Raw genomic sequence first — 20,728 nt, forward strand, 5'->3', positions numbered from 1 at the left:
CGGCTCATGGGCCGCGCCATGTCCCTGGCTGGGGGACGCCGACAGCACCAGCTCGGAGCTTCACAGATGGTGACAAAGGGCGAAGCAGTGACGGCGGCTGCCGGATTCCTGAGGAGTACCGCATACCCGGACCGACCTGATTCCGTGGTGATGCTCCCGGAGACGGCCATTGAATTCACCTACGGCTGGACCGTTCGCTTCGACTTCAAGGAACACATTGAAACAGGGGCCTTCATAGACGCCCCGTTCAACTCAGTGGTCGTAGTCCCGCACGACGGAACCGCCGCCCATTCAGCTCCCTCGTTCCCGCCCACGGAGGAGTACATGGCCCTCCAGGCGTCGGGCAACTGGCCCCCCAAGAAGGGGCATTGAGATGCCCGGCCCCGGACAGCGGGCAGTGGCCTGGCTCGATCGGACCTACCGCGGTCTTCTCGAACTGGCCGCGCCCCACCCGGTGCACGAGTCGGCCACGGCTTGGCTCATGGCCTGCCGGACCGTGCACCAGCCTGTGATGCTGTTCGACGGCTCGTCCGAGGACCCCGTGTCCTTCGACCCGACGGGAGTTCACGCACTGCACGTGATCCGGTACCGCTGACCGTCTGCCGGACGGCCCGTCTAGGGTGGCGGGATGAGCATGACGACGCCGCCCGGGTGGTACGCGGATCCGGGTGTGCCCGGGGGCGAGCGGTGGTGGGACGGGAGCGGCTGGACCGCGCACACCCGGTCGGTCGGTGCGGCCGCCGTGCCGCAGCCGTATCAGCCGCCGTATCAACAGGCGCCCCGGCAACCGCCGCCGGCGGGCCGCAGCCGGAGCGTGGTTCTCGGCGCCGTCGCGGCCGGGCTCATGCTCGTCGCCGCGATCGTCGCCGGCGTCACGCTGCTCGGCGACGACGGGACGAAGACCGTGCCCCGGTCCGCGCCGACCACCAGTGAGCCCGCGCCCGGTCCGACGGGCGGCGGTGACGACGAGAGTCCCACCGCGGAGCCGACCGCCGACCCCACCGTGCTCGTCGACCAGCTCAACGGCATCACCCTGCCCATCCCCGACGACTGGGAGAAGTCGGACAGCATCGTCGACCGCGCGGTCACCATGACCACGGTGGCGGACTACGAATGCCCCGGCCAGAAGAGCCGGTACTGCCGATACGGCAGGGTCATGTCCTCCACCGCCACCCAGACCGACGCGGCCACCCCCGAAGCCCTCGCCAAGGAGGACATCCAGGACGCGTCCGACGCCCTGTACGACGAGGACTCCATCGGCAACTCCTACTACGGAGGCGTCACGTCGCACACCGTCGTCAAGTCCGGGGCCGTCACCGTCGCCGGACGCACCGGGTATGTCGTGCGCTGGAAGGTCAAGACAGGTTCGGGGCCCGGCGGTTACGTCCAGTCGCTGGCATTCCCCTCGACCATCGGCGCCGAATCGCTGATCGTCGTCCGGTTCGCCTTCGACGCGGGCCCCAAGGGCCCGCCGCTCAGCGGTATGGACACGATCACGAAGGGCATCCGGGCGATCGGCGACACGACGGGCGGCGTCGGCAGCTCCATCGGTCCTTCCTGAGGCCGGACGCCGGCCCACCGGGGCCGGCACCTTGAACGAACCTCAGAGGTACGTACGGCCCTCGCCCCGGTACGTCGGCACCGTCGCCGTCACCCGGTCGCCCTCGATCAGCAGCAACTCGTCGAAGCGCTCGCACAGTTCCCCGGCCTTGGCGTGCCGGAACCACACCCGGTCGCCGATCAGCAGATCGTCGGCGGCGGACCCGAGCAGCGGTGTCTGCACCTCTCCGGCGCCCTCCTGCGGGTCGTAGCGCAGTCCCTCCGGCAGATACGGCTCCGGCAGCCGGTCCCGGCCCGACGCGCCCGACGCCGGATAGCCGCCGCCGAGGACGGTCACCACGCCGACACCCGGCCTGCGCACCACCGGCTGGGCGAACAGCGCGGCCGGACGGCCCGTGAACGACGTGTAGTTGTCGAACAGCCGCGGCACATACAGCCCCGAACCGGCGGCGATCTCCGTCACCGAGTCCTCGGTCGCCGTGTGCTGCACGCTGCCCGTGCCACCGCCGTTGACGAACTCCAGCTCCGGCGCCACCAGCCGCACCGCCCGCACCACGGCCCGGCGCCGCTCCGCCAGTTCCTTGCGCGCGGCCGACTGCATCATCCGCACCGCCCGCGAGCGCAGCGGCCGGCCCGCGACCGAGTCGCCGACACCGGCCACATGCCCCTCGTACGCCATCAACCCCACCAGCCGGAAACCGGGCCTGCGGGCGATCGACCGGGCCAGCTCGGCCAGTTGCGCCGGCTCACGCAGCGGTGAGCGCCTGGCCCCGATCCGTACCCGGCCGCCGAACAACTGGAACGCGGTGTCCAGCTCCAGACAGACCCGGATCTCCTCCGTGCCGCCCGCCCGCGCGAGATCGACGAGATCCAGCTGAGCAGGATCGTCGACCATCACCGTCACGGCCGTCGCCAGTTTCGGATCGGCGGCGAGTTCGGCGAACGCCCCCCGGTCCACCGACGGATAGGCGAGCAGCACGTCCTCGAAACCGGCGCGCGCCAGCCACAGCGACTCGGCCAGGGTGAACGACATGACGCCCGCGAAGCCGTCGCGCGCCAGGACCCGCTCCAGCAACGCGCGGCAGCGCACCGATTTGCTCGCGACCCTGATCGGTTTGCCCGCGGCCCGGCGGACGAGATCGTCCGCGTTGGCGTCGAAGGCGTCGAGATCGACCACGGCGAGCGGGGCGTCGAGATGGGCGGTGGCCCGGTCGTACCGGGCCCGGTCGGCGGCGCGGGGAGTCATCGTCCGAGCTTGCCAGACGGGCTTACCCGACGGTAGGGGGATGTTCTGGTCAGATCCGCCCCGACCTGCGGACCTGTTCCCGCGGGGTGCTCTCCAGCCCGTAGAGTGACGCCCACGCGGCGACGAACGGGCCTGCCCCGGACGGCGATCCGGCGTGGACAAGGCCATGATCACAGGGGGGCGGATGAGTACCGAAGCGCGGCGCGCGCCCGTGCCACCCCGGCCCACCGGCCCACCCCCACCGTCAGGCTTCCCGACCGCACAGCCTCCCGCACCGCCCCTCGCGGACCCCGCCCGCAGCACCGGGACCGCACCCGTCGGCAACAGAGCCGACAACAGCGACGGCGACGAGAACGGAACAGCCGCCGGTACGGAGCCTGGCCCCCCGCCGGGCCCCCCGGCCACGGCGCCGACCCGAACCCCGGAAACCAGGACCACCGAGCCGCCGGCGCGCCCACCGGGCGCGACGCCCGCCACCCCGCCCGCCGGGACATCGGGCCGGTCCTCGGGCGGGAAGCCCGGCATACCCCCGCGCCCGGCCGGACCTCCTCCCCAGCGCGCGGCCCCACGACGAACGGCACCGCGCTCCACCGTGCCCCCCGACGAGGACACCGCCCGCCTCCGTCCCGTCCCCCCGGCCCCGCCGGCCGGTACGGTCCCGCCCCGGCCCACCCGGAGCCCCGCACCACCACCGCCCACTGGACCGACCTTCGCTTCCACGGGCACCTCCACCCGGCTGCCGCCACCGCCTCCTGGTTACGAGATCGCGCGCGGCGCCCCGCGGCGCCCGGACGGCCCGCCCGCCCCGCCGCACCGAACTCCCATCCCCGTCGACCTCACTCGGACACCGCCCGGCGGCCGGCTCATGGCCCCGCCGCCGCACCGCTGGTCGGCCGAACCTCCCGAGACCCCGGCCGAGACGACCACCCGGCTGCGCCCCGTACCCGCCCGCCCGCCCGGCAGGACCGCCGCCGCGGTCGCCTGCGTCGTCCTCGGCCTGGGTCTGATCGGCGGCGCCGTCACCGGCAGTTGGCTGACGGGAGACTCGTCCGCCGACGCCGCGTCGGGCGGCGGCTACGCACCGCTCCGCACGCTCTGGCACAGCACCCCTGTCGACACCTTCTTCCCGCGCACCCTCAAGGGCGACGGCGCGGGACCCGGCGGCGCCGACCGCACCTGGACCAGGGTCGCCGTGTCACCGGACACCGGCTGCACGGCCGCGCTCGACCCGCTCCTCCTCAAGACGCTGCGTCCGGTCGGCTGCGAGCGGGTCCTGCGGGCGACGTACGCCGACGTCACCAGCAGCACCGTCACCACCGTCGGCCTCGTCTTCACTGAAGGCGAACCGTCGGCCATGGAGGCGCTGGGCACCCGCTTCACCGACGAGAAGCTCACCGAGCGCAGCGACCTGATGCCCCGCACCTACCCGGTGAAGGGCACCGTGGCGGCCGGCTTCGGCGACGGACAGCGCGCGAGCTGGACGGTGAACGTCCTCACCGAGGCCCCCGTCGTCGTGTACGCCGTCTCCGGCTTCGCCGACGGACGGCGGATCCCGGCCCCGCAGCCTGCCGCCAAGGCCACCGCCGACGGTGCGAAGACGGCCGCCGCCCAGTCCGGTCTCGGCCACGACGCCAAGGGCATCGCGGAGCGGGTGGAGCGCGGTCTGCGTACGACAGTCAGCATGGCAACGGAGAAGCCCCGATGACGACGCCCCCGACACCGGCAGCGGGACCGAGTCCGGCAGTGAAACCGGCACCGGCAGTGAAACCGGCACCGGCAGTGAAACCGGCACCGTCAGCGAAACCGACACCGGCAGCACGGAAGACGCGACTGTTCCGGGCCAGCTCCCGCCCCTTCGCGGCCGCGCTCGCCGCCGCCTCCTTCCTGCTCGCCGTCCCGGCGACGCCCGCGCACGCCGACGTCATCCGCGCCCAGCAGTGGGCCCTGGAGGCGATGCACACCGACGACGCCTGGCGCACCACCAAGGGCGAGGGCATCACCGTCGCCGTACTGGACACCGGCGTCGACCCCACGCACCCCGACCTCGCCGGGCAGGTCCTGTCCGGCAAGGACCTCATCGGCTTCGGCGCCAAGAGCGGCGACCGCGCCTGGGCCCGCCACGGCACGGCCATGGCCGGCATCATCGCGGGCCGCGGGCACGGCCCCGGCCGGGAGGACGGTGTCCTCGGTATCGCCCCCGAGGCGAAGATCCTGCCGGTCCGCGTGATCCTCGAAGGCACCGACCCGGACCGGGCCAAGGCCCGTAAGTCACGCGGCGGTTCACTCTCCGACGGCATCCGCTGGGCCGCCGACAACGGCGCCGACGTCATCAACCTCTCCCTCGGCGACGACAGCGAGTCCGCCCACCCGGAGCCCGGCGAGGACGCCGCCGTCCAGTACGCGCTGTCCAAGGGAGCCGCCGTCGTGGCGTCGGCCGGCAACGGCGGTGAGAAGGGCGACCGCATCTCGTATCCGGCCGCGTACCCCGGCGTTATCGCCGTGACGGCCGTCGACCGGTACGGCACCCACGCCGCCTTCTCCACCCGCCGCTGGTACGCCACCGTCAGCGCGCCCGGCGTCGACGTCGTGATAGCGGATCCCGACCGCCGCTACTACGAAGGCTGGGGCACCAGCGCCGCCTCGGCGTTCGTCTCCGGCGCCGTCGCCCTCGTACGCGCGGCCCACCCCGACCTCCGCCCGGCCCAGATCAAGAAGCTGCTCGCCGACACCGCGCGCGACGCCCCCGACGACGGCCGCGACGACGCCACCGGGTACGGCATCGTCGATCCGGCCGCCGCGATCAAGGCGGGCGGAAAGCTCGCCACCGCCAAGGCGGACACGGAGAAGGCGGCGACCGGCTACACGAAGCAGTACTTCGGCCGCGGCCCCGACAACACCCGGGGCGGCTCCGAGCCGGCCGCCTGGCTCGCCCCGCTCGCGGGCGGCCTCGGCGCGCTGCTGCTGGCCGGCGCGGTGGTGCTCTGGCGCGGCGGACCGATCACCGGCCGCCGACCGCGCTGACGGCCGCCCGCGCCGCCCTCTCGACCAGGGCCATGCCCGCGTCCTTCGTAGGATGCCCGCCCGACAGGACGGCCACGAGGACGTCGCGGCCCCCGGCGGTGACGCGGCCGACCGAGTTGACCACCCACAGCCCCGTGGCGCTCAACGGCATCCAGCCGTTCTTGAGCGCCGGCGCGCTCCCCGCCGCCGAGACGCCCCACGCCTGGTCCGCCACCACATGCGTCATCAGGTCCACCACGAAGGCGCGCGAGCGCTCGCTCAGAGGCGTCGCCCCTTCGCCGAACACGGCGGCCAGCAGCGTCAGTTGATCCGTCGCGGTGGTGCGCGAGAGCCCCCATTCCGGCGCCGCGGCCGACTCGCGCAGACCGAGCCGTCGGTGGGCCGCGTCCATCGCGTCGGCGCCGCCGATCACGTGCCACAGCGCGGTCGCGGCGTCGTTGTCACTGCGTTCCATCATCTGGGCGGCCGACACCCGCTCCTCGGCGGTCGGCTCCCGGCCGGCGTCCTGGCAGCGCAGGAGCAGCGCCACGAGGATCCCGAGCTTGACGACGCTGGCGGACGGGTGGGCGGGTGTCGGGCCGCGGTGGTGGGCCGTGGTGCGGCCGGTGGCGGTGTCGCGGACGGCGACGCCGTACGTGACGCTCTCGTCGGCGGTGGCGGCGATGCCGGCGATGTCGGTGAGGTGTTCCCTGCGAGCGTCCATGGTGTCCCCCTCGGTTCGCGGCCGATTCTGCCCCCGACCACGGGGCGGGCCGGTCGTGTTCTCGATCGCCGTAAGGCTGACAGCGTCCTCGATCGCCGTACGGTCTCGAAAGAGGCGCCCGGCGGGTGCGGTCGGCCCGCCCATTAGGCTCGACCCGTGGCTCTCAAGAACATTCCCGATTCCGGCTTCTCCGACGACGACGGCACCGCCGACCCCGTCCTTACCGACGCCCTCGCCGCCTGGTCCGCCGATCGGGCCGCCGAGCCGCGCGTCCTCGCCGCACTCAAGGGCGCCCGGCTGCTCGTCCCCGTCGTCGCCGTGCTCGGTGAGACCGAGGAGGACGAGCGGGGGCTGCGTCGTGAGAAGAACAGCGACATGGCCGTCCCCACGCTTCGGGCCGGCGGCCGGCGTGCCCTGCCCGCCTTCACCTCGACCGCCTCGCTGGCCCGCTGGGACCCCGCCGCGCGCCCCGTCGCCGTACCGCTGCACCAGGCACTGAGCGCGGCGGCGCACGAGAAGGCGGACACGCTCGTCATCGACCTGGCGGGGCCGGTGCCGTACGAACTCGCCGGACCTGCCCTGTTCGCGCTCGCCGAGGGCCGCACCAGCACGGACCCGCTCGACGACCCGGCCGTCGTCACCGCGGTGAAGGAGGTGGCCGCCGCCGAGCCCTCCGTACAGAGGGCCCATCTCGGTCCGGGGGAGGCCGACGGCACCCTCGCGCTCGTCCTGCTGCCGGACGCGGCCCCGGCGGACGCCGTGCGCCGGATCGCGGGCGCGCTGGCGGCGCACGACGTGCTGAGGGCCCGCCTGGTGCGCGGTCTCGACCTGGCACTGCTGCCGGCCGGCGCCGCACCTCCGGGCGAGCCCCTGTTCGTACGCGATCAGCCGTAGACAGGCGGTGGACCGGCGACAGAGCCGGCCGGGATCCCGGCCCTGGATCAGCCGTAGACCGGACCCGTGTACTTCTCGCCGGGGCCCTGGCCCGGCTCGTCCGGGACCAGCGACGCCTCGCGGAACGCCAGTTGCAGCGACTTCAGCCCGTCACGCAGCGGAGCCGCGTGGAAGGAGCTGATCTCCGTCGCGCTCGCGTCCATCAGCCCGGCCAGCGCGTGCACCAGCTTGCGGGCCTCGTCCAGGTCCTTGTGGGCGTCGCCGTCCTCCGTGAGACCGAGCTTCACCGCGGCGGCGCTCATCAGATTGACGGCGACCGTGACGATCACCTCGACGGCCGGTACCTCCGCGATGTCGCGGGTCATGGCGTCGAAGTCGGCTGGTTCCTGGGGGGAGGTCGTGTCGCTCATTCCGCACACGATATGCCCCGCCGCGGGAGGAGGGGACAGCCGGTTAGCTCACCCGGGCCGGAGCTGCTAACCTTGTGTAACGACCGGTCGGACACGTGTGTGCCCGACCCACAAGTGGAGGCTCCGTTCTCCCACCTGGCCGCCCCTCGGGGTGGCGGGTCACCGGTCAGGTGGTCCCCATCGTTCCGTACGGACGATGGAGCCGCCCGATACGCCCCGCGGTTCGACGCGGCGGTGTTCCGGTATTCATGGAGCTCCCGCCTGTGTCCCGTCCGGGGCATTTTTAGATTCTCCGCGCGGTTGGTCTGACGAAACAGACGTTACGCGGCTGCCTGCCAGACAGCCGTGTGGTGCTACCGAGGAGGATCCATCAGCGCTGAGCCCCGCATTAACGACCGGATTCGTGTTCCCGAGGTCCGCCTTGTCGGCCCCAGCGGCGAGCAGGTCGGCATCGTGCCGCTTGCGAAGGCCCTGGAGCTCGCACAGGAGTACGACCTGGACCTGGTCGAGGTCGCGGCGACCGCCCGTCCGCCCGTGTGCAAGCTCATGGATTACGGGAAGTTCAAGTACGAGTCGGCCATGAAGGCCCGTGAGGCGCGCAAGAACCAGGCGCACACGGTCATCAAGGAGATGAAGCTCCGGCCGAAGATCGACCCGCACGACTACGACACCAAAAAGGGTCACGTCGTCCGGTTCCTCAAGCAGGGCGACAAGGTCAAGATCACGATCATGTTCCGTGGTCGTGAGCAGTCCCGCCCGGAACTGGGCTTCAGGCTGCTCCAGCGGCTCGCTTCGGACGTCGAGGAGCTCGGCTTCATCGAGTCGAACCCGAAGCAGGACGGCCGAAACATGATCATGGTGCTCGGCCCGCACAAGAAGAAGACCGAAGCCATGGCAGAAGCCCGCGAGGCCCAGGCGGCCCGCAAGGCGGAGCGCCAGAGCCACGCGCCCGACGACCATGTGGACGAGTCTCCGGACGCCACGAAGGCCCGTGCGGACGCCGAAGCCGAGGCTCCGGCCGAATCGTCCTCCGAGGCGTGATCCAAGGGCCGCCGGCCAGGCGCCCCAGGAATCCCGCCCGGATTTCATACATAGCAATCTGACGCTCCCAGGCGCCGGTTCCGACCGGCCGGGGAGTGCCACTGATGAGGAGAACGGCGTTATGCCGAAGAACAAGACGCACAGCGGTGCGAAGAAGCGCTTTCGCGTGACCGGCTCCGGCAAGATCCTTCGCCAGCGTGCGGGCCGTCGCCACTACCTGGAGCACAAGCCGTCCACCCTGACGCGCCGTCTCGCCGGCACGGTGCAGCTGGCTCCCGGTGACGCCGCGAAGGCCAAGAAGCTTCTCGGCCTGTAGGCGCGAGCCCCGCCGGGCGGGGCCCAGCCGCCATACCGACCACGCCGTTCTCGGGTCACGTCAACGCCCGTGACCCAGCTACAAGGAGTTAACAAGTGGCACGCGTCAAGCGGGCAGTGAATGCCCACAAGAAGCGCCGGGCGATCCTCGAGCAGGCCAAGGGTTACCGCGGCCAGCGTTCGCGCCTGTACCGCAAGGCCAAGGAGCAGGTAACCCACTCCCTGGTCTACAACTACAACGACCGCAAGAAGCGCAAGGGCGACTTCCGCCGGCTGTGGATCCAGCGGATCAACGCCGCCGCCCGCCAGAACGGCATGACGTACAACCGCCTCATCCAGGGTCTCAACGCCGCCAACGTCGAGGTGGACCGCAAGATCCTGGCCGAGCTCGCGGTCAACGACGCCAACGCGTTCGCCGCGCTCGTCGAGGTCGCCCAGAAGGCGCTCCCGAGCGACGTCAACGCCCCGAAGGCCGCCGCCTGATCCCCAGCCGGATCACGGATCGCGACACTTCCCGCCGGACCCGCAGGCACACCGCCTGCGGGTCCGGCGCGTTCCACCCCCGTACACGGAGCACGTAACCGCGCGCGTCAGCCAACCCCACGCACGCCTACGTCCGCACGAGAAGCGAGCCGCCGCCCATGGGCACCCCCGAGCTGATCTCTCCGCGTTCCCCGCGTGTCGTCGCCGCCCGGCGGCTCGTCAGACGGGCCTTCCGCGGCAAGGAGCGCCGGTTCATCGCCGAGGGACCGCAGGCCGTGCGCGAGGCGGTCGAGCACCGGGGCGAGGACGGTGCCCCGACGCTGGTCGAGCTGTTCACCACCGTCGAGGCGGCCGAGCGGTACGCCGACATCGTGGAGGCCGCCCGCGCCGCCGGGGTACGGGTGCACTACGCCGACGCCGAGGTCGTCGCAGACGTCTCGCAGACCGTCACCCCGCAGGGCCTGCTCGGCGTCTGCCGCTTCCTGGACTCGCCGTTCGAGTCCATCCTGCGGGCGCGCCCCCGACTCGTCGCCGTCCTGGCCCATGTACGCGACCCGGGCAACGCGGGCACCGTGCTGCGCTGCGCCGACGCGGCGGGCGCCGACGCCGTCGTCCTCACCGACGCGTCCGTCGACCTCTACAACCCCAAGTCGGTCCGGGCGTCGGTCGGTTCGCTGTTCCATCTGCCGGTCGCCGTCGGCGTCCCCGTCGAAGAGGCCGTCGCGGGCCTGCGGGGGGCGGGAGTGCGGGTGCTGGCCGCCGACGGGGCGGGCGAGGACGACCTCGACGACGAGCTCGACGCGGGCACCATGGGCGGTCCGACCGCCTGGATCTTCGGCAACGAGGCATGGGGGCTGCCCGCCGAGACACGGGCGCTGGCGGACGCCGTCGTACGGGTGCCGATCCACGGCAGGGCCGAGAGTCTGAACCTGGCGACCGCCGCGGCCGTATGTCTCTACGCCTCCGCTCGGGCGCAGCGGGTCCGCACCGCGAGCTGAGGGGGTCCGCGCAGTCACCTTGAGCGATGAGAGCTAGTAGGGTGACCGGAAACTCGGGGGCCCACTGTGCTCTTCGGAAGAGGTGGGATGCGGGCATGACGGTCGGGGCGAGCGGGTCGGCCACCACACGGGGACCCGTCAGGCCCGATCCCGGCGAATCCGTCCCCGACGGCCCCGGTGGCCCCACGCACAACCCCGGACAGGACCTCGGACAGGACTTCGGGATCGACCCCGACGACCTCCCCGACGGTCTCGTCGTCGCCGACGAGACCGGCCGCGTGATCTGCTTCAACGCCGCCGCCGCCCGGATCACCGCCGTCGTCGCCGCCGAGGCCGTCGGGAGCCCGCTGGAGCGCGCGCTGCCCCTCGAAGACCTCGAGGGCCGCCGCTGGTGGGCGCTCACCGATCCGTACGGCGGTCTCCGCACCCGCTTCGGCCAGCCCGAGCGCAATCTGCTGCTGCCCGGCGGCCGTGAGGTCCTGGTCTCCGCCCGCTACGTGCGCGCGTTCCCCCAGGGGCCCGTACGCAGGCTCGTCATCAGCATCCGCGGCACCGAGGCCCGTCGCCGTACCGAACGCAGCCACGCCGAGCTGATCGCGACCGTCGCGCACGAGCTGCGCTCCCCGCTCACCTCGGTGAAGGGGTTCACCGCGACACTGCTCGCCAAGTGGGAACGCTTCACCGACGACCAGAAGCGGCTCATGCTGGAGACCGTCGACGCCGACGCCAACCGCGTGACCAGGCTGATCGCCGAGCTGCTCGACATCTCCCGGATCGACTCCGGCCGTCTCGAAGTACGCCGTCAGCCGGTCGACATCGGCACCGCCGTCGGGCGCCACATCCAGTCGTTCACCGCCTCCGGGCAGTCCCCGGACCGTTTCCTCGTACGGATCCAGCAGCCGCTGCCCGCGCTGTGGGCCGACCCCGACAAGATCGACCAGATACTCGGCAACCTGCTGGAAAACGCCGTGCGCCACGGCGAGGGAACCGTCACCATTGAAGTGGCACCGGCCCAGGTCAAACATGTCGACCACGGGCCCGCTGAGCGTGCCGGCGCGGAGCACACCCATGCCGACGGCGGCGCGAAAGGAACGGCGGTCACCGTGAGCGACGAAGGCCCCGGCATCCCCGAGGAGTCGATGGCCCGTGTCTTCACCCGCTTCTGGCGGGGGAGCAAGCGCGGTGGGACCGGTCTCGGGCTGTATATCGTCAAGGGCATCGTCGAGGCGCACGGCGGGACCATCACCGTCGGCCGCGGACCCGGCGGCGGTGCCCAGTTCCGATTTATCCTGCCCGTCGGCGCCCCGGCCTACCTGGCCTGACCGCCCACGGGCTTCTTCACTCCGTACGGCCTTTAGACTCGACCCTTGGCACCTTTGCGTCCTCGGCCATCGAGCGGGGTCGTTTTCGCCTGGACCCTGTCCGGCCGGTCTTCGCGGGCCCGCGAAGCGGACCGGACCGCGAATACCGACCGGACAGGACCCAGCCAACCGGAAGTACGGGAACAGATGTCGGCACCCAACAAGTCGTACGACCCAGTCGAGGTCGAGGCGCTGAAACCGGAAGAGATCGAGCGCATGCGGGACGAGGCGCTCGCCGCCTTCGCCGCGGCGGGCGACCTCGACGCGCTCGCTCACGCGAAGACGGCGCACGCCGGTGGTACCTCGCCCCTGTCGCTCGCCAACCGCGAGATCGGCGCACTGCCGCCCCAGGCCAAGGCCGAGGCGGGCAAGCGCGTGGGCCAGGCCCGCGGCGCCGTGAACAAGGCGCTCGCGGCCCGGCAGACGGAGCTGGAGGCGGAGCGGGACACCCGGGTGCTGGTCGAGGAGGCCGTGGACGTCACGCTGCCTTACGACCGCACCCCCGCCGGCGCCCGGCACCCGCTCACCACGCTCTCGGAGCGCATCGAGGACATCTTCGTGGCCATGGGCTACGAGGTGGCCGAGGGCCCCGAGGTCGAGACCGAGTGGTTCAACTTCGACGCGCTCAACATGGGCCCGGACCATCCGGCCCGCGGCGAGCACGACACCTTCTTCGTCGGTACCGGCGCGGGCGCGGACGGCGCGGACGACGGCTCCGGCCTCGTCCTGCGTACGCACACCTCGCCGGTGCAGGCCCGCGCCCTGCTCGGCCGTGAGCTGCCCGTCTACGTGATCTGTCCCGGACGGGTCTACCGCACGGACGAACTGGACGCCACGCACACCCCCGTCTTCCACCAGGTCGAGCTGCTCGCCGTCGACGAGGGCCTCACCATGGCCGACCTCAAGGGCACCCTCGACCACATGGTCCAGGCGCTGTTCGGCGGCGAGGGCATGAAGACCCGGCTGCGGCCGAACTTCTTCCCCTTCACCGAGCCGTCCGCCGAGATGGACATGGTCTGCTACGTGTGCCGCGGCGAGTCCGTCGGCAACCCGGACCGGCCCTGCCGCACCTGCGGCAGCGAAGGCTGGATCGAGCTCGGCGGCTGCGGCATGGTCAACCCGAAGGTGCTCGTCGCCTGCGGTGTGGACCCGGAGAAGTACAGCGGATTCGCCTTCGGCTTCGGTATCGAGCGGATGCTGATGTTCCGGCACAACGTCGAGGACATGCGAGACATGGTCGAGGGTGACGTCCGGTTCACCCGGCCGTTCGGGATGGAGATCTGATGCGCGCCCCGCTTTCCTGGCTGCGCGAGTACGTCGAGCTGCCGGCCACCGAGACCGGTCGCGACGTCCAGGCCAGACTCATCTCCGCCGGCCTCGAGGTCGAGACCGTCGAGCAGGTCGGCGCGGGCCTCAAGGGCCCCCTCGTCGTCGGCAAGGTCCTCACCGTCGAGGAGCTGACCGAGTTCAAGAAGCCCATCCGCTTCTGCACCCTCGACGTCGGCGACGCCAACGGGACCGGTGAGCCGCAGGAGGTCATCTGCGGTGCCCGGAACTTCGCCGTCGGCGACAAGGTCGTCGTGGTCCTCCCCGGCGCCGTGCTGGCCGGCGGTTTCGAGATCTCCGCGCGCAAGACGTACGGCAGGACCTCGCACGGCATGATCTGCTCCAGCGCCGAGCTGGGCATGGGCGACGACGGCAGCGGCGGCATCGTCGTCCTGCCGCCCGAGTACGAGGTCGGCACCGACGCCGTCGAGCTGCTCCAGCTCGTCGACGAGGTCCTCGACATCGCCGTCACGCCGGACCGCGGCTACTGCCTCTCGATGCGCGGCATCGCACGCGAGACCGCCATCTCGTACGGGCTTCCGCTGCGCGACCCGGCGCTGATCGACGTCCCGGCGCCGAACTCCTTCGGCCACCGCGTGGAGATCGCGGACCCGGTCGGCTGCGACCACTTCACCATGCGCACCGTCACCGGGATCGACCCCGAGGCGCGCTCCCCGATCTGGCTGAAGCGCAGGCTCCAGAAGGCCGGGATGCGCCCCATCTCGCTGGCCGTCGACATCACCAACTACGTGATGCTGGAGATCGGCCAGCCGCTGCACGCGTACGACCGCAAGCTCGTGGACGGCACCATCGGCGTACGGCGTGCCGAGCAGGGCGAGGAGCTGACCACCCTCGACGGCGTCAAGCGCGTCCTGGACGCGGCCGACCTCGTCATCACCGACGAACGCGGGCCGATCGGTCTCGCCGGTGTGATGGGCGGCGCCGACACCGAGATCGCCGACGGCGAGATCGTGGCGAGCCCGCTGGCCTCGTCCGCCGCCGAACGCGCGGCGCGCGGCACCACCGAGGTCGTCGTCGAGGCGGCGCACTTCGACCCGGTCACCGTGGCCCGCACCGCACGCAGGCACAAGCTGTCGTCCGAGGCGTCCCGGCGCTTCGAGCGCGGCGTCGACCCGCACGCCGCGGCCGCGGCCGCGCAGCGCACCGTCGATCTGCTGGTGCTGCTCGCGGGTGGATCCGCGGAGGCCGGTGTCACCGAGGTCGTCGCGCCGTCCGGACCGCACACCATCACCATGGCCGCCGACCACCCCGACAAGGTGGCCGGTGTCGGGTACGGCAGGGAGACCGTCGTACGCCGTCTCCAGGAGATCGGCTGCGACGCCGTCGGACAGGACGAGCTGATCGTCACCGTCCCGAGCTGGCGTCCCGACCTCCGCGAGATCAACGACCTCGCCGAAGAGGTCATCCGGCTCGAGGGCTACGAGAACCTGCCGTCCACGCTGCCCCGGCCGTCGTCGGGGCGCGGGCTCACCGGGCGGCAGCGGCTGCACCGCAGGGTCGGCCGCGCGCTGGCCGGAGCGGGCTATGTCGAGGCGCTGAACTACCCGTTCATCGGCGGGGCACAGCTCGACCAGCTCGGGCTGCCCGCCGACGACGACCGGCGCCGTACGGTCACCCTCGTCAACCCGCTCGCCGACACCGAGCCCGAGATGCGTACGACGCTGCTGCCGGGTCTCTTCGGCGTACTGCGCCGTAACGACGGCCGGGGCTCGCACGATCTGGCGCTGTTCGAGACGGGGCTGGTCTTCCGGCCCACGGGCGAGGAGAGCGCGCCGGTCAGGCTGCCCGTCGACCGGCGGCCCACGGACGAGGAGATCGCCACGCTCGACGCCGCGCTGCCCCGGCAGCCGCGTCGCGCCGCCGTCGTACTCGCCGGTGCGCGAGAGCAGGCCGGCTGGTGGGGCAAGGGCCGTCCGGCCGACTGGGCGGACGCCGTCGAGGCGGCCCGTACGGTCGCCGCCGAGGCGGGCGTCGAGCTGACGGTGGAGGCCGATCAGCACGCGCCGTGGCACCCGGGCCGCTGTGCGGCGCTGTACGCCACGGTGGACGCCGAGCGGACCCTCGTCGGTCACGCGGGTGAGCTGCACCCGCGTGTCATCAAGGCGTACGGCCTGCCGGAGCGCACCTGCGCCATGGAGATCGATCTGGATCTCGTGGAGCGGGCGGGCACGGGCGCGCTGACGGCGCCGCGGATCTCGACATTCCCCGTCGCCACACAGGACGTGGCGCTGGTCGTCGGCCAGGACGTGCCGGCCGCCGACGTGGAGCGGGCGCTGCACGAGGGCGCGGGTGAACTGCTGGAATCCATCAGGCTGTTCGACGTCTTCACCGGGGAGCAGCTCGGCGAGGGCAGGAAGTCCCTGGCGTACGCGCTGCGGTTCCGCGCCGCGGACCGGACGCTGACCGTCGAGGAGGCGTCCGCCGCGCGCGACACGGCGGTGTCGCTGGCCGCCGAGCGCACGGGGGCGGTGCTGCGCGGGGGGTGAGCCCCGTGGACCCGCTGTACGGCCGGAGAGTTGAACGGCCGGGAAGCTGAACGACCGAGGGGCACGTCCGGATTCAGGTCCGGGCGTGCCCCTCGGCCGTGCCCTTACGCCGGGTCTCGTCGGCTCGCGTCGAGTCGCGCAGGGGGAGAACGCGGATACGGCGCAGGCCGGGGGGCGAACACTGCGCCGTAGATCCGCCTCGCAATCTCCCGTTCGCCGTCGCCGGCATCGGGTCGTGCGGCCTCGTCGTCCGTCCCGCCCGCGGAGTGTCCGGCAGGTGGGCGGGACGGACGACAGGGTGTGGGCCGCCGTACCGCACGAGGGGGAGTGCGACGGCCCGGCCGCTCCTTGCGAGACGACCAAGTCAACCGGCCCGTCGACCTGCGCGGCAGGGCGCACAACGGACCGATCCGGGCATTACGTTCACACCCCGTGCGATGCCCCACTAACCTGAGGCTGCCCAGGGCCTGTCATTCGGATCAGGCGGATCAGGGACCGTGAGCCCGGCAAGATCCGAAGGACAGGCGCCAACCCCCGGAGGGGCACATGCAGCCCAATACCCTGCTGGACTCACTGATCGACGAGGCGGGCATGTCCCACGCCGGGTTCGCCGCCCGGGTCAACCGGGCCGGGCAGGCGCGTGGACTCGGGCTGCGGTACGAACACACGTCTGTGCTGCGGTGGTTGAGGGGGCAGCGACCGCGCGGCCCGGTGCCCGAGCTGATCTGCCAGGTGCTCGGCGACCGGCTGGGGAGGACCCTCACCCTGGACGACATCGGCCTCGGCGCGGCCCCCGGGGCGCCGAGCCGCGACGCCACCCTGTCGGTGTTCGTGGAGCGCGCCACCGCGCTGTGGCGCTCCGACCAGCAGCAGCGGGGCCATGTCGTTGCGGCGCCCGCGGTGACCGGCACGCACGCCGTGATGCCGGTCTGGGAGTGGGAGAACCCGCCGCAGGACGCGGACGTCTCGCGCGCCGGCCACAGCCGCGTCGGCCCGGCGGACATCGAACTGCTGCGGACGGCCAGGACGCACTACGAGCTGATGTATCGCCGAGCGGGCGGTCTCGCCACCCACGCCAGGGTCGTGGGCTTCCTCAACGCCGAGACGGCGCCCATGCTGCGCGGCGGCTACAGCGACGCGATGGGCCGACAGCTGCACCGCGCCACGGGCGGACTGGTCGCGGTGGCCGGTATCTGCGCGTACGACTCCGACGCGCAGGGTCTCGCCCAGCGCTACTTCCACCAGGCGCTGCGGCTGGCGAAGGCCAGCGGGGACACGGGGCTCGGCGCGTACGCCATCGCGCTGCTGGTCAACCAGTCGCTGTTCATGGGGGAGTACCGGCAGGCGGTGGCCTTCGCCGAGGCGGCGCTGCGCACGGCGGGGCGGGCGATCACCCCGGCGCTGGCCGCCGATCTGTACGCGATGCAGGCCAAGTCGTACGCCCTGCTCGGCGACGGGGGCGCGGCGCGGGTGTGCATCGGACGGGCGGAGGCCGAGGCGGGGCGGATCAGACCGGGCCAGGAGCCTGAGGAGACCGGCTATGTGGAGCCCGGCCTGGTCAATGTGCAGGTGGCCGAGGCGCTGCTCGGTCTCGGTGATCTGACGGCGGCGCGGACGCACGCCACCGAGGCGGTGGGCGCTCCGGCGCACGAGCGGGGGCGGGTGCACCGGCTCGCGATGCTCAGCCAGATCGAGCTGCGGCAGGGTGAGGCGGACCGGGCGGCCGGTACGGCCCGGGAGATGGCCGAACGGGCCCGGGGGATGGAGTCGCTGCGGCTCAGGGACCGGATGGGTGTGGTGCGGCTGGGGCTGATGGAGAGCGGCTCCGCGGAGGCGACGGAAGCGGCGGGATTCATCGCACGGGCCCTGCGCGTTCCCCTGTGAGGAGGCGCCTGCTGCCATATTGCCAACTCCCAACCGGAAGGTGGCAAAACCGTGCAGTGGGCGAACTTAAGCGAACAGACTGTGTATGAGAATCGCTGGTTCCAGGTGAATCTGGCGGACGTCGAACTTCCCGACGGCCGGCATCTGGACCACTTCCTCATCCGGCTCCGCCCGGTGGCCGTGGCGACGGCGGTCAACGAGGCCAACGAGGTGCTGATGCTCTGGAGGCACCGCTTCATCACCGACAGCTGGGGCTGGGAACTGGCCGCGGGCGTCGTCGAGGACGGCGAGTCCGTCGAGACCGCGGCGGCGCGGGAGATGGAGGAGGAGACCGGCTGGCGCCCCGGCCGCCTCCGGCACCTGCTCACCGTCGAGCCGTCCAACGGCCTGACCGACTCCCGGCACCATCTCTACTGGTCGGACGCGGCCACCTACATCGGCCATCCCGAGGACGACTTCGAGTCCTCACGCCGGGAGTGGATACCGCTCGAGCTCGTGCCCGGCATGATCGCGCGCGGCCAGGTGCCGGCCGCCAACATGGCGGCCGGACTGCTGATGCTCCATCACCTGCGACTGGGTGGCGGCGCGTAGCGCCGACGTATGCCCGGTCCTGAGGCTCAGCCGTACGGGTAGAAGCCCGAGCCCGACTTACGGCCGAGGCGCCCCGCGTCCACCATGCGCTGGAGCAACGGGGGAGCGGCGTACAGGGGCTCCTTGTATTCGGCGTACATCGAATCGGCGACGGAGGCCACGGTGTCCAGACCGATCAGATCGGCGAGCTTGAGCGGGCCCATCGGATGGGCGCAGCCCATCTCCATGCCGTTGTCGATGTCCTCACGGCTGGCGATGCCGGACTCGAACATCCGGATCGCCGAGAGCAGATAGGGGATGAGCAGGGCATTCACCACGAAACCGGACCGGTCCTGGGCGCGGATCGCGTGCTTGCCCAGCACGTTCTGGACGACGGCCTCGGCGCGCTTGACCGTGTCGTCCGACGTGGTCAGCGCCGGGATCAGTTCGACGAGCTGCTGGACCGGTGCCGGGTTGAAGAAGTGGATGCCGATGACCTGGTCGGGACGGGATGTCGCGACGGCCAGCTTCACCAGCGGAATGGAGGAGGTGTTGGAGGACAGGATCGCGTCGGTGCGCGTCACGACCTGGTCGAGGACCTGGAAGATCTCCGTCTTGACCTGCTCGTTCTCGACGACGGCCTCGATCACCAGATCGCGGTCGGCGAACTCCCCGAGGTCGGTGGTGAAACTGAGCCTGCCGAGCGTCGCGTCGCGGTCCTCCTCGGTGATCTTGCCGCGTTCGGCGGCCTTCGAGAGGGAGTTGTAGAGGCGGGTACGCCCTATCTCCAGTGCCTCGCCGGTGGTCTCGGCGACCATCACTTCGAGGCCGCTTCGGGCGCACACCTCCGCGATGCCTGCGCCCATCTGGCCGCAGCCCACCACTCCGACGCGTTCGATGTCGGTCACATCGTGCCTTTCGCTGGTCCCGGTTCTGCGGGGCGCCGTGCGATTCCGGTGCCCGCTTCGGCCCTCGACGTTACTCCGCGCAGGTGTGTGCACCGTGGGTCGGGGCGGGCATGCTGTGCGGCAACGTCAGTCCGAGTTCACCCACGAGGGGTCAGTAAATGCGGCAAATCGGTAGAAGAGGGTTCGTGGCGGTCACGACGGGCGCGCTCACGTCACTGGCGATGGCGGGCGACGCCGTCGCCGCGGCGGGAGCGGCGCGGGCGACCGGGGCAACCGGGGCGACCGGAACGACCGGAGCGGCGGCGGGTGCGGGGGTCGCCGGGGGTTCCGGAGGCCGGCACAGCACACACAGTGAGCTGCGCGGTATGTGGCTCGCCACGGTCGTCAACCGCGACTGGCCGTCGAAGCCCGGACTGCCGGTGGCCGAACAGCGTGCGGAACTGCTGAAGTTCCTGGACACCGCGGTCGACCGGAAGCTGAACACCGTCGTCTTCCAGGTGCGGCCGACCGCCGACGCGCTGTGGCCCTCGCCGTACGAGCCCTGGGCCGAGTGTCTGACCGGCGTACAGGGCAAGGACCCGGGCTGGGACCCGCTGGGTACGGCCGTCAAGGAGGCCCACAAGCGCGGTCTCGAACTGCACGCCTGGTTCAACCCGTACCGCGTGGCCAATCACACGGACCCCTCCCGGCTGATCCCGAGCCACCCGGCGCGCAAGCACCCGGAGTGGATCCTTCCGTACGGCGGAAAGCTGTACTACAACCCGGGCATCCCGGAGGTCAGGAAGTTCGTCCAGGACGCGATGCTCGACGCCGTACGGCGCTACGACATCGACGCCGTGCACTGGGACGACTACTTCTATCCGTACCCGGTCGCCGGTCAGGTCTTCGACGACGACGCGCAGTACGCGCAGTACGGCGCGGGCTTCCCGGACAAGGCTTCCTGGCGGCGCGACAACACCGACCGGCTGGTGCGCGAGACGTCGGAGCGGATCAAGAAGATCAAGAAGCATGTCGCCTTCGGCATCAGCCCGTTCGGGGTGTGGCGCAACATCGCCACCGATCCGACCGGCTCCGACACCAAGGCCGGCGTGCAGACCTACGACGACCTGTACGCCGACACCAGGAAGTGGGTCAAGGAGGGCTGGATCGACTACATCACCCCGCAGGTCTACTGGAACATCGGCTTCGCCGCCGCCGACTACGCCAAGCTCGTGCCCTGGTGGAGCGAGGTGGTGAAGGGGACAGGCGTCGACCTCTACATCGGTGAGGCCCTCTACAAGGCGGGCGACCCCGCCCAGCCCGCGCCGTGGCAGGACGTGGCGGAGGTCTCCCGTCATCTGACCTTCGCCAAGCAGTACCCGGAGGTACGGGGACACTGCTACTTCTCCGCGCTGGAGTGCGTGAACGACAAGAACGGCGCGTTCGCGAGGGCGGTCGCCGACCACTACAAGTCCCGGGTACGCCCGCCACGCCAGGGCTGACACCGCACACCGGGCCGGGT

20 protein-coding genes are annotated in these 20,728 nt (G+C 71.7%); 16 read left to right on the forward strand and 4 right to left on the reverse strand.

Annotated elements, in window-relative coordinates; all coding sequences use genetic code 11:
• Positions 1–66 precede the first annotated feature (66 nt).
• From ACFWHU_RS19590 to ACFWHU_RS19600, 3 genes are read left to right on the forward strand one after another with little or no spacing between them, the layout of a single operon-like run.
• Positions 67–372 carry a YrhB domain-containing protein gene (locus ACFWHU_RS19590; RefSeq protein WP_385796092.1) on the forward strand — a complete coding sequence of 102 codons (306 nt, stop codon included), beginning with the start codon at positions 67–69 and terminating at the stop codon, positions 370–372.
• Position 373: 1 nt separating this feature from the next.
• A complete protein-coding gene (locus ACFWHU_RS19595) occupies positions 374–595 on the forward strand; it encodes a hypothetical protein (RefSeq protein ID WP_387225927.1) in 222 nt (73 codons plus the stop codon).
• A 33-nt stretch (positions 596–628) separates the two neighbouring features.
• Entirely contained in the window at positions 629–1,561 is a 933-nt protein-coding gene (locus ACFWHU_RS19600; protein WP_387225929.1) for a DUF2510 domain-containing protein, read from the forward strand.
• Positions 1,562–1,603: 42 nt separating this feature from the next.
• Here ACFWHU_RS19600 and ACFWHU_RS19605 read toward each other — a convergent pair whose 3' ends face one another.
• Positions 1,604–2,806, reverse strand: a complete 1,203-nt coding sequence (locus ACFWHU_RS19605) for an amino acid deaminase/aldolase (RefSeq protein WP_387225931.1) — start codon at positions 2,804–2,806, stop codon at positions 1,604–1,606.
• A gap of 865 nt (positions 2,807–3,671) precedes the next feature.
• Here ACFWHU_RS19605 and ACFWHU_RS19610 point away from each other — a divergent pair.
• Positions 3,672–4,511, forward strand: a complete 840-nt coding sequence (locus tag ACFWHU_RS19610) for a hypothetical protein (protein WP_387225933.1) — start codon at positions 3,672–3,674, stop codon at positions 4,509–4,511.
• A 74-nt stretch (positions 4,512–4,585) separates the two neighbouring features.
• Positions 4,586–5,827: a type VII secretion-associated serine protease mycosin gene (gene mycP / locus ACFWHU_RS19615; protein ID WP_387225936.1), complete on the forward strand. Its 1,242-nt coding sequence runs from the start codon at positions 4,586–4,588 to the stop codon at positions 5,825–5,827.
• Here mycP and ACFWHU_RS19620 read toward each other — a convergent pair.
• On the reverse strand, positions 5,805–6,530 hold the full coding sequence (locus ACFWHU_RS19620) for a serine hydrolase (protein WP_387225939.1): 726 nt from the start codon (positions 6,528–6,530) through the stop codon (positions 5,805–5,807). The genes mycP and ACFWHU_RS19620 overlap by 23 nt on opposite strands.
• A gap of 156 nt (positions 6,531–6,686) precedes the next feature.
• Here ACFWHU_RS19620 and ACFWHU_RS19625 point away from each other — a divergent pair, with 156 nt between their 5' ends.
• Entirely contained in the window at positions 6,687–7,424 is a 738-nt protein-coding gene (locus ACFWHU_RS19625; protein WP_387225941.1) for an SseB family protein, read from the forward strand.
• 47 nt (positions 7,425–7,471) lie between these two features.
• Here the strand turns inward: ACFWHU_RS19625 and ACFWHU_RS19630 are convergent, their stop codons facing one another.
• The gene (locus ACFWHU_RS19630; RefSeq protein ID WP_385048855.1) at positions 7,472–7,834 is read right to left on the reverse strand and encodes a DUF1844 domain-containing protein; all 363 of its coding nucleotides are present in this window, start codon (positions 7,832–7,834) and stop codon (positions 7,472–7,474) included.
• A 345-nt stretch (positions 7,835–8,179) separates the two neighbouring features.
• Between ACFWHU_RS19630 and infC the strand changes: the two genes are divergently transcribed.
• The 9 genes from infC to ACFWHU_RS19675 all read left to right on the forward strand — a co-directional run bounded on the left by infC (position 8,180) and on the right by ACFWHU_RS19675 (position 18,340).
• Complete coding sequence (gene infC / locus ACFWHU_RS19635) at positions 8,180–8,875, forward strand: translation initiation factor IF-3 (protein ID WP_385796114.1); 696 nt, start codon at positions 8,180–8,182, stop codon at positions 8,873–8,875.
• Positions 8,876–8,996: 121 nt separating this feature from the next.
• Positions 8,997–9,191, forward strand: a complete 195-nt coding sequence (gene rpmI, locus ACFWHU_RS19640) for a 50S ribosomal protein L35 (RefSeq protein ID WP_385796117.1) — start codon at positions 8,997–8,999, stop codon at positions 9,189–9,191.
• Between the two features lie 95 nt (positions 9,192–9,286).
• A complete protein-coding gene (rplT, locus tag ACFWHU_RS19645) occupies positions 9,287–9,673 on the forward strand; it encodes a 50S ribosomal protein L20 (protein WP_242571084.1) in 387 nt (128 codons plus the stop codon).
• A gap of 158 nt (positions 9,674–9,831) precedes the next feature.
• Positions 9,832–10,671 carry a TrmH family RNA methyltransferase gene (locus ACFWHU_RS19650; RefSeq protein WP_385796121.1) on the forward strand — a complete coding sequence of 280 codons (840 nt, stop codon included), beginning with the start codon at positions 9,832–9,834 and terminating at the stop codon, positions 10,669–10,671.
• 95 nt (positions 10,672–10,766) lie between these two features.
• The gene (locus tag ACFWHU_RS19655; RefSeq protein WP_385796124.1) at positions 10,767–11,993 is read left to right on the forward strand and encodes an ATP-binding protein; all 1,227 of its coding nucleotides are present in this window, start codon (positions 10,767–10,769) and stop codon (positions 11,991–11,993) included.
• A 186-nt stretch (positions 11,994–12,179) separates the two neighbouring features.
• Positions 12,180–13,316, forward strand: a complete 1,137-nt coding sequence (gene pheS / locus ACFWHU_RS19660; protein ID WP_385796127.1) for a phenylalanine--tRNA ligase subunit alpha — start codon at positions 12,180–12,182, stop codon at positions 13,314–13,316.
• Positions 13,316–15,865: a phenylalanine--tRNA ligase subunit beta gene (gene pheT / locus ACFWHU_RS19665; protein ID WP_387225946.1), complete on the forward strand. Its 2,550-nt coding sequence runs from the start codon at positions 13,316–13,318 to the stop codon at positions 15,863–15,865. Before pheS ends, pheT begins: the two co-directional genes overlap by 1 nt.
• A 546-nt stretch (positions 15,866–16,411) precedes the next feature.
• Positions 16,412–17,749, forward strand: a complete 1,338-nt coding sequence (locus tag ACFWHU_RS19670) for a transcriptional regulator (protein ID WP_385796133.1) — start codon at positions 16,412–16,414, stop codon at positions 17,747–17,749.
• A 51-nt stretch (positions 17,750–17,800) separates the two neighbouring features.
• On the forward strand, positions 17,801–18,340 hold the full coding sequence (locus tag ACFWHU_RS19675) for an NUDIX hydrolase (protein ID WP_385796136.1): 540 nt from the start codon (positions 17,801–17,803) through the stop codon (positions 18,338–18,340).
• Between the two features lie 26 nt (positions 18,341–18,366).
• Here the strand turns inward: ACFWHU_RS19675 and ACFWHU_RS19680 are convergent, their stop codons facing one another.
• Positions 18,367–19,227, reverse strand: a complete 861-nt coding sequence (locus ACFWHU_RS19680) for a 3-hydroxybutyryl-CoA dehydrogenase (RefSeq protein WP_387225948.1) — start codon at positions 19,225–19,227, stop codon at positions 18,367–18,369.
• 158 nt (positions 19,228–19,385) lie between these two features.
• Here ACFWHU_RS19680 and ACFWHU_RS19685 point away from each other — a divergent pair, with 158 nt between their 5' ends.
• Positions 19,386–20,708, forward strand: coding sequence for a glycoside hydrolase family 10 protein (locus ACFWHU_RS19685; protein WP_387225950.1), 1,323 nt, complete (start codon positions 19,386–19,388; stop codon positions 20,706–20,708).
• Positions 20,709–20,728 lie beyond the last annotated feature (20 nt).

This window comes from Streptomyces sp. NPDC060366, from assembly GCF_042725135.1.
GTDB lineage: Bacteria > Actinomycetota > Actinomycetes > Streptomycetales > Streptomycetaceae > Streptomyces.

Coding starts and splice junctions, on each gene's coding strand:
- pheS (WP_385796127.1), top strand. CDS start 12,180: ATGTCGGCACCCAACAAGTCGTACGACCCAGTCGAGGTCGAGGCGCTG.
- ACFWHU_RS19590 (WP_385796092.1), top strand. CDS start 67: ATGGTGACAAAGGGCGAAGCAGTGACGGCGGCTGCCGGATTCCTGAGG.
- ACFWHU_RS19655 (WP_385796124.1), top strand. CDS start 10,767: ATGACGGTCGGGGCGAGCGGGTCGGCCACCACACGGGGACCCGTCAGG.
- ACFWHU_RS19610 (WP_387225933.1), top strand. CDS start 3,672: ATGGCCCCGCCGCCGCACCGCTGGTCGGCCGAACCTCCCGAGACCCCG.
- rpmI (WP_385796117.1), top strand. CDS start 8,997: ATGCCGAAGAACAAGACGCACAGCGGTGCGAAGAAGCGCTTTCGCGTG.
- ACFWHU_RS19605 (WP_387225931.1), bottom strand. CDS start 2,806: ATGACTCCCCGCGCCGCCGACCGGGCCCGGTACGACCGGGCCACCGCC.
- ACFWHU_RS19595 (WP_387225927.1), top strand. CDS start 374: ATGCCCGGCCCCGGACAGCGGGCAGTGGCCTGGCTCGATCGGACCTAC.
- ACFWHU_RS19630 (WP_385048855.1), bottom strand. CDS start 7,834: ATGAGCGACACGACCTCCCCCCAGGAACCAGCCGACTTCGACGCCATG.
- ACFWHU_RS19685 (WP_387225950.1), top strand. CDS start 19,386: ATGCGGCAAATCGGTAGAAGAGGGTTCGTGGCGGTCACGACGGGCGCG.
- ACFWHU_RS19670 (WP_385796133.1), top strand. CDS start 16,412: ATGCAGCCCAATACCCTGCTGGACTCACTGATCGACGAGGCGGGCATG.
- ACFWHU_RS19620 (WP_387225939.1), bottom strand. CDS start 6,530: ATGGACGCTCGCAGGGAACACCTCACCGACATCGCCGGCATCGCCGCC.
- ACFWHU_RS19600 (WP_387225929.1), top strand. CDS start 629: ATGAGCATGACGACGCCGCCCGGGTGGTACGCGGATCCGGGTGTGCCC.
- pheT (WP_387225946.1), top strand. CDS start 13,316: ATGCGCGCCCCGCTTTCCTGGCTGCGCGAGTACGTCGAGCTGCCGGCC.
- ACFWHU_RS19650 (WP_385796121.1), top strand. CDS start 9,832: ATGGGCACCCCCGAGCTGATCTCTCCGCGTTCCCCGCGTGTCGTCGCC.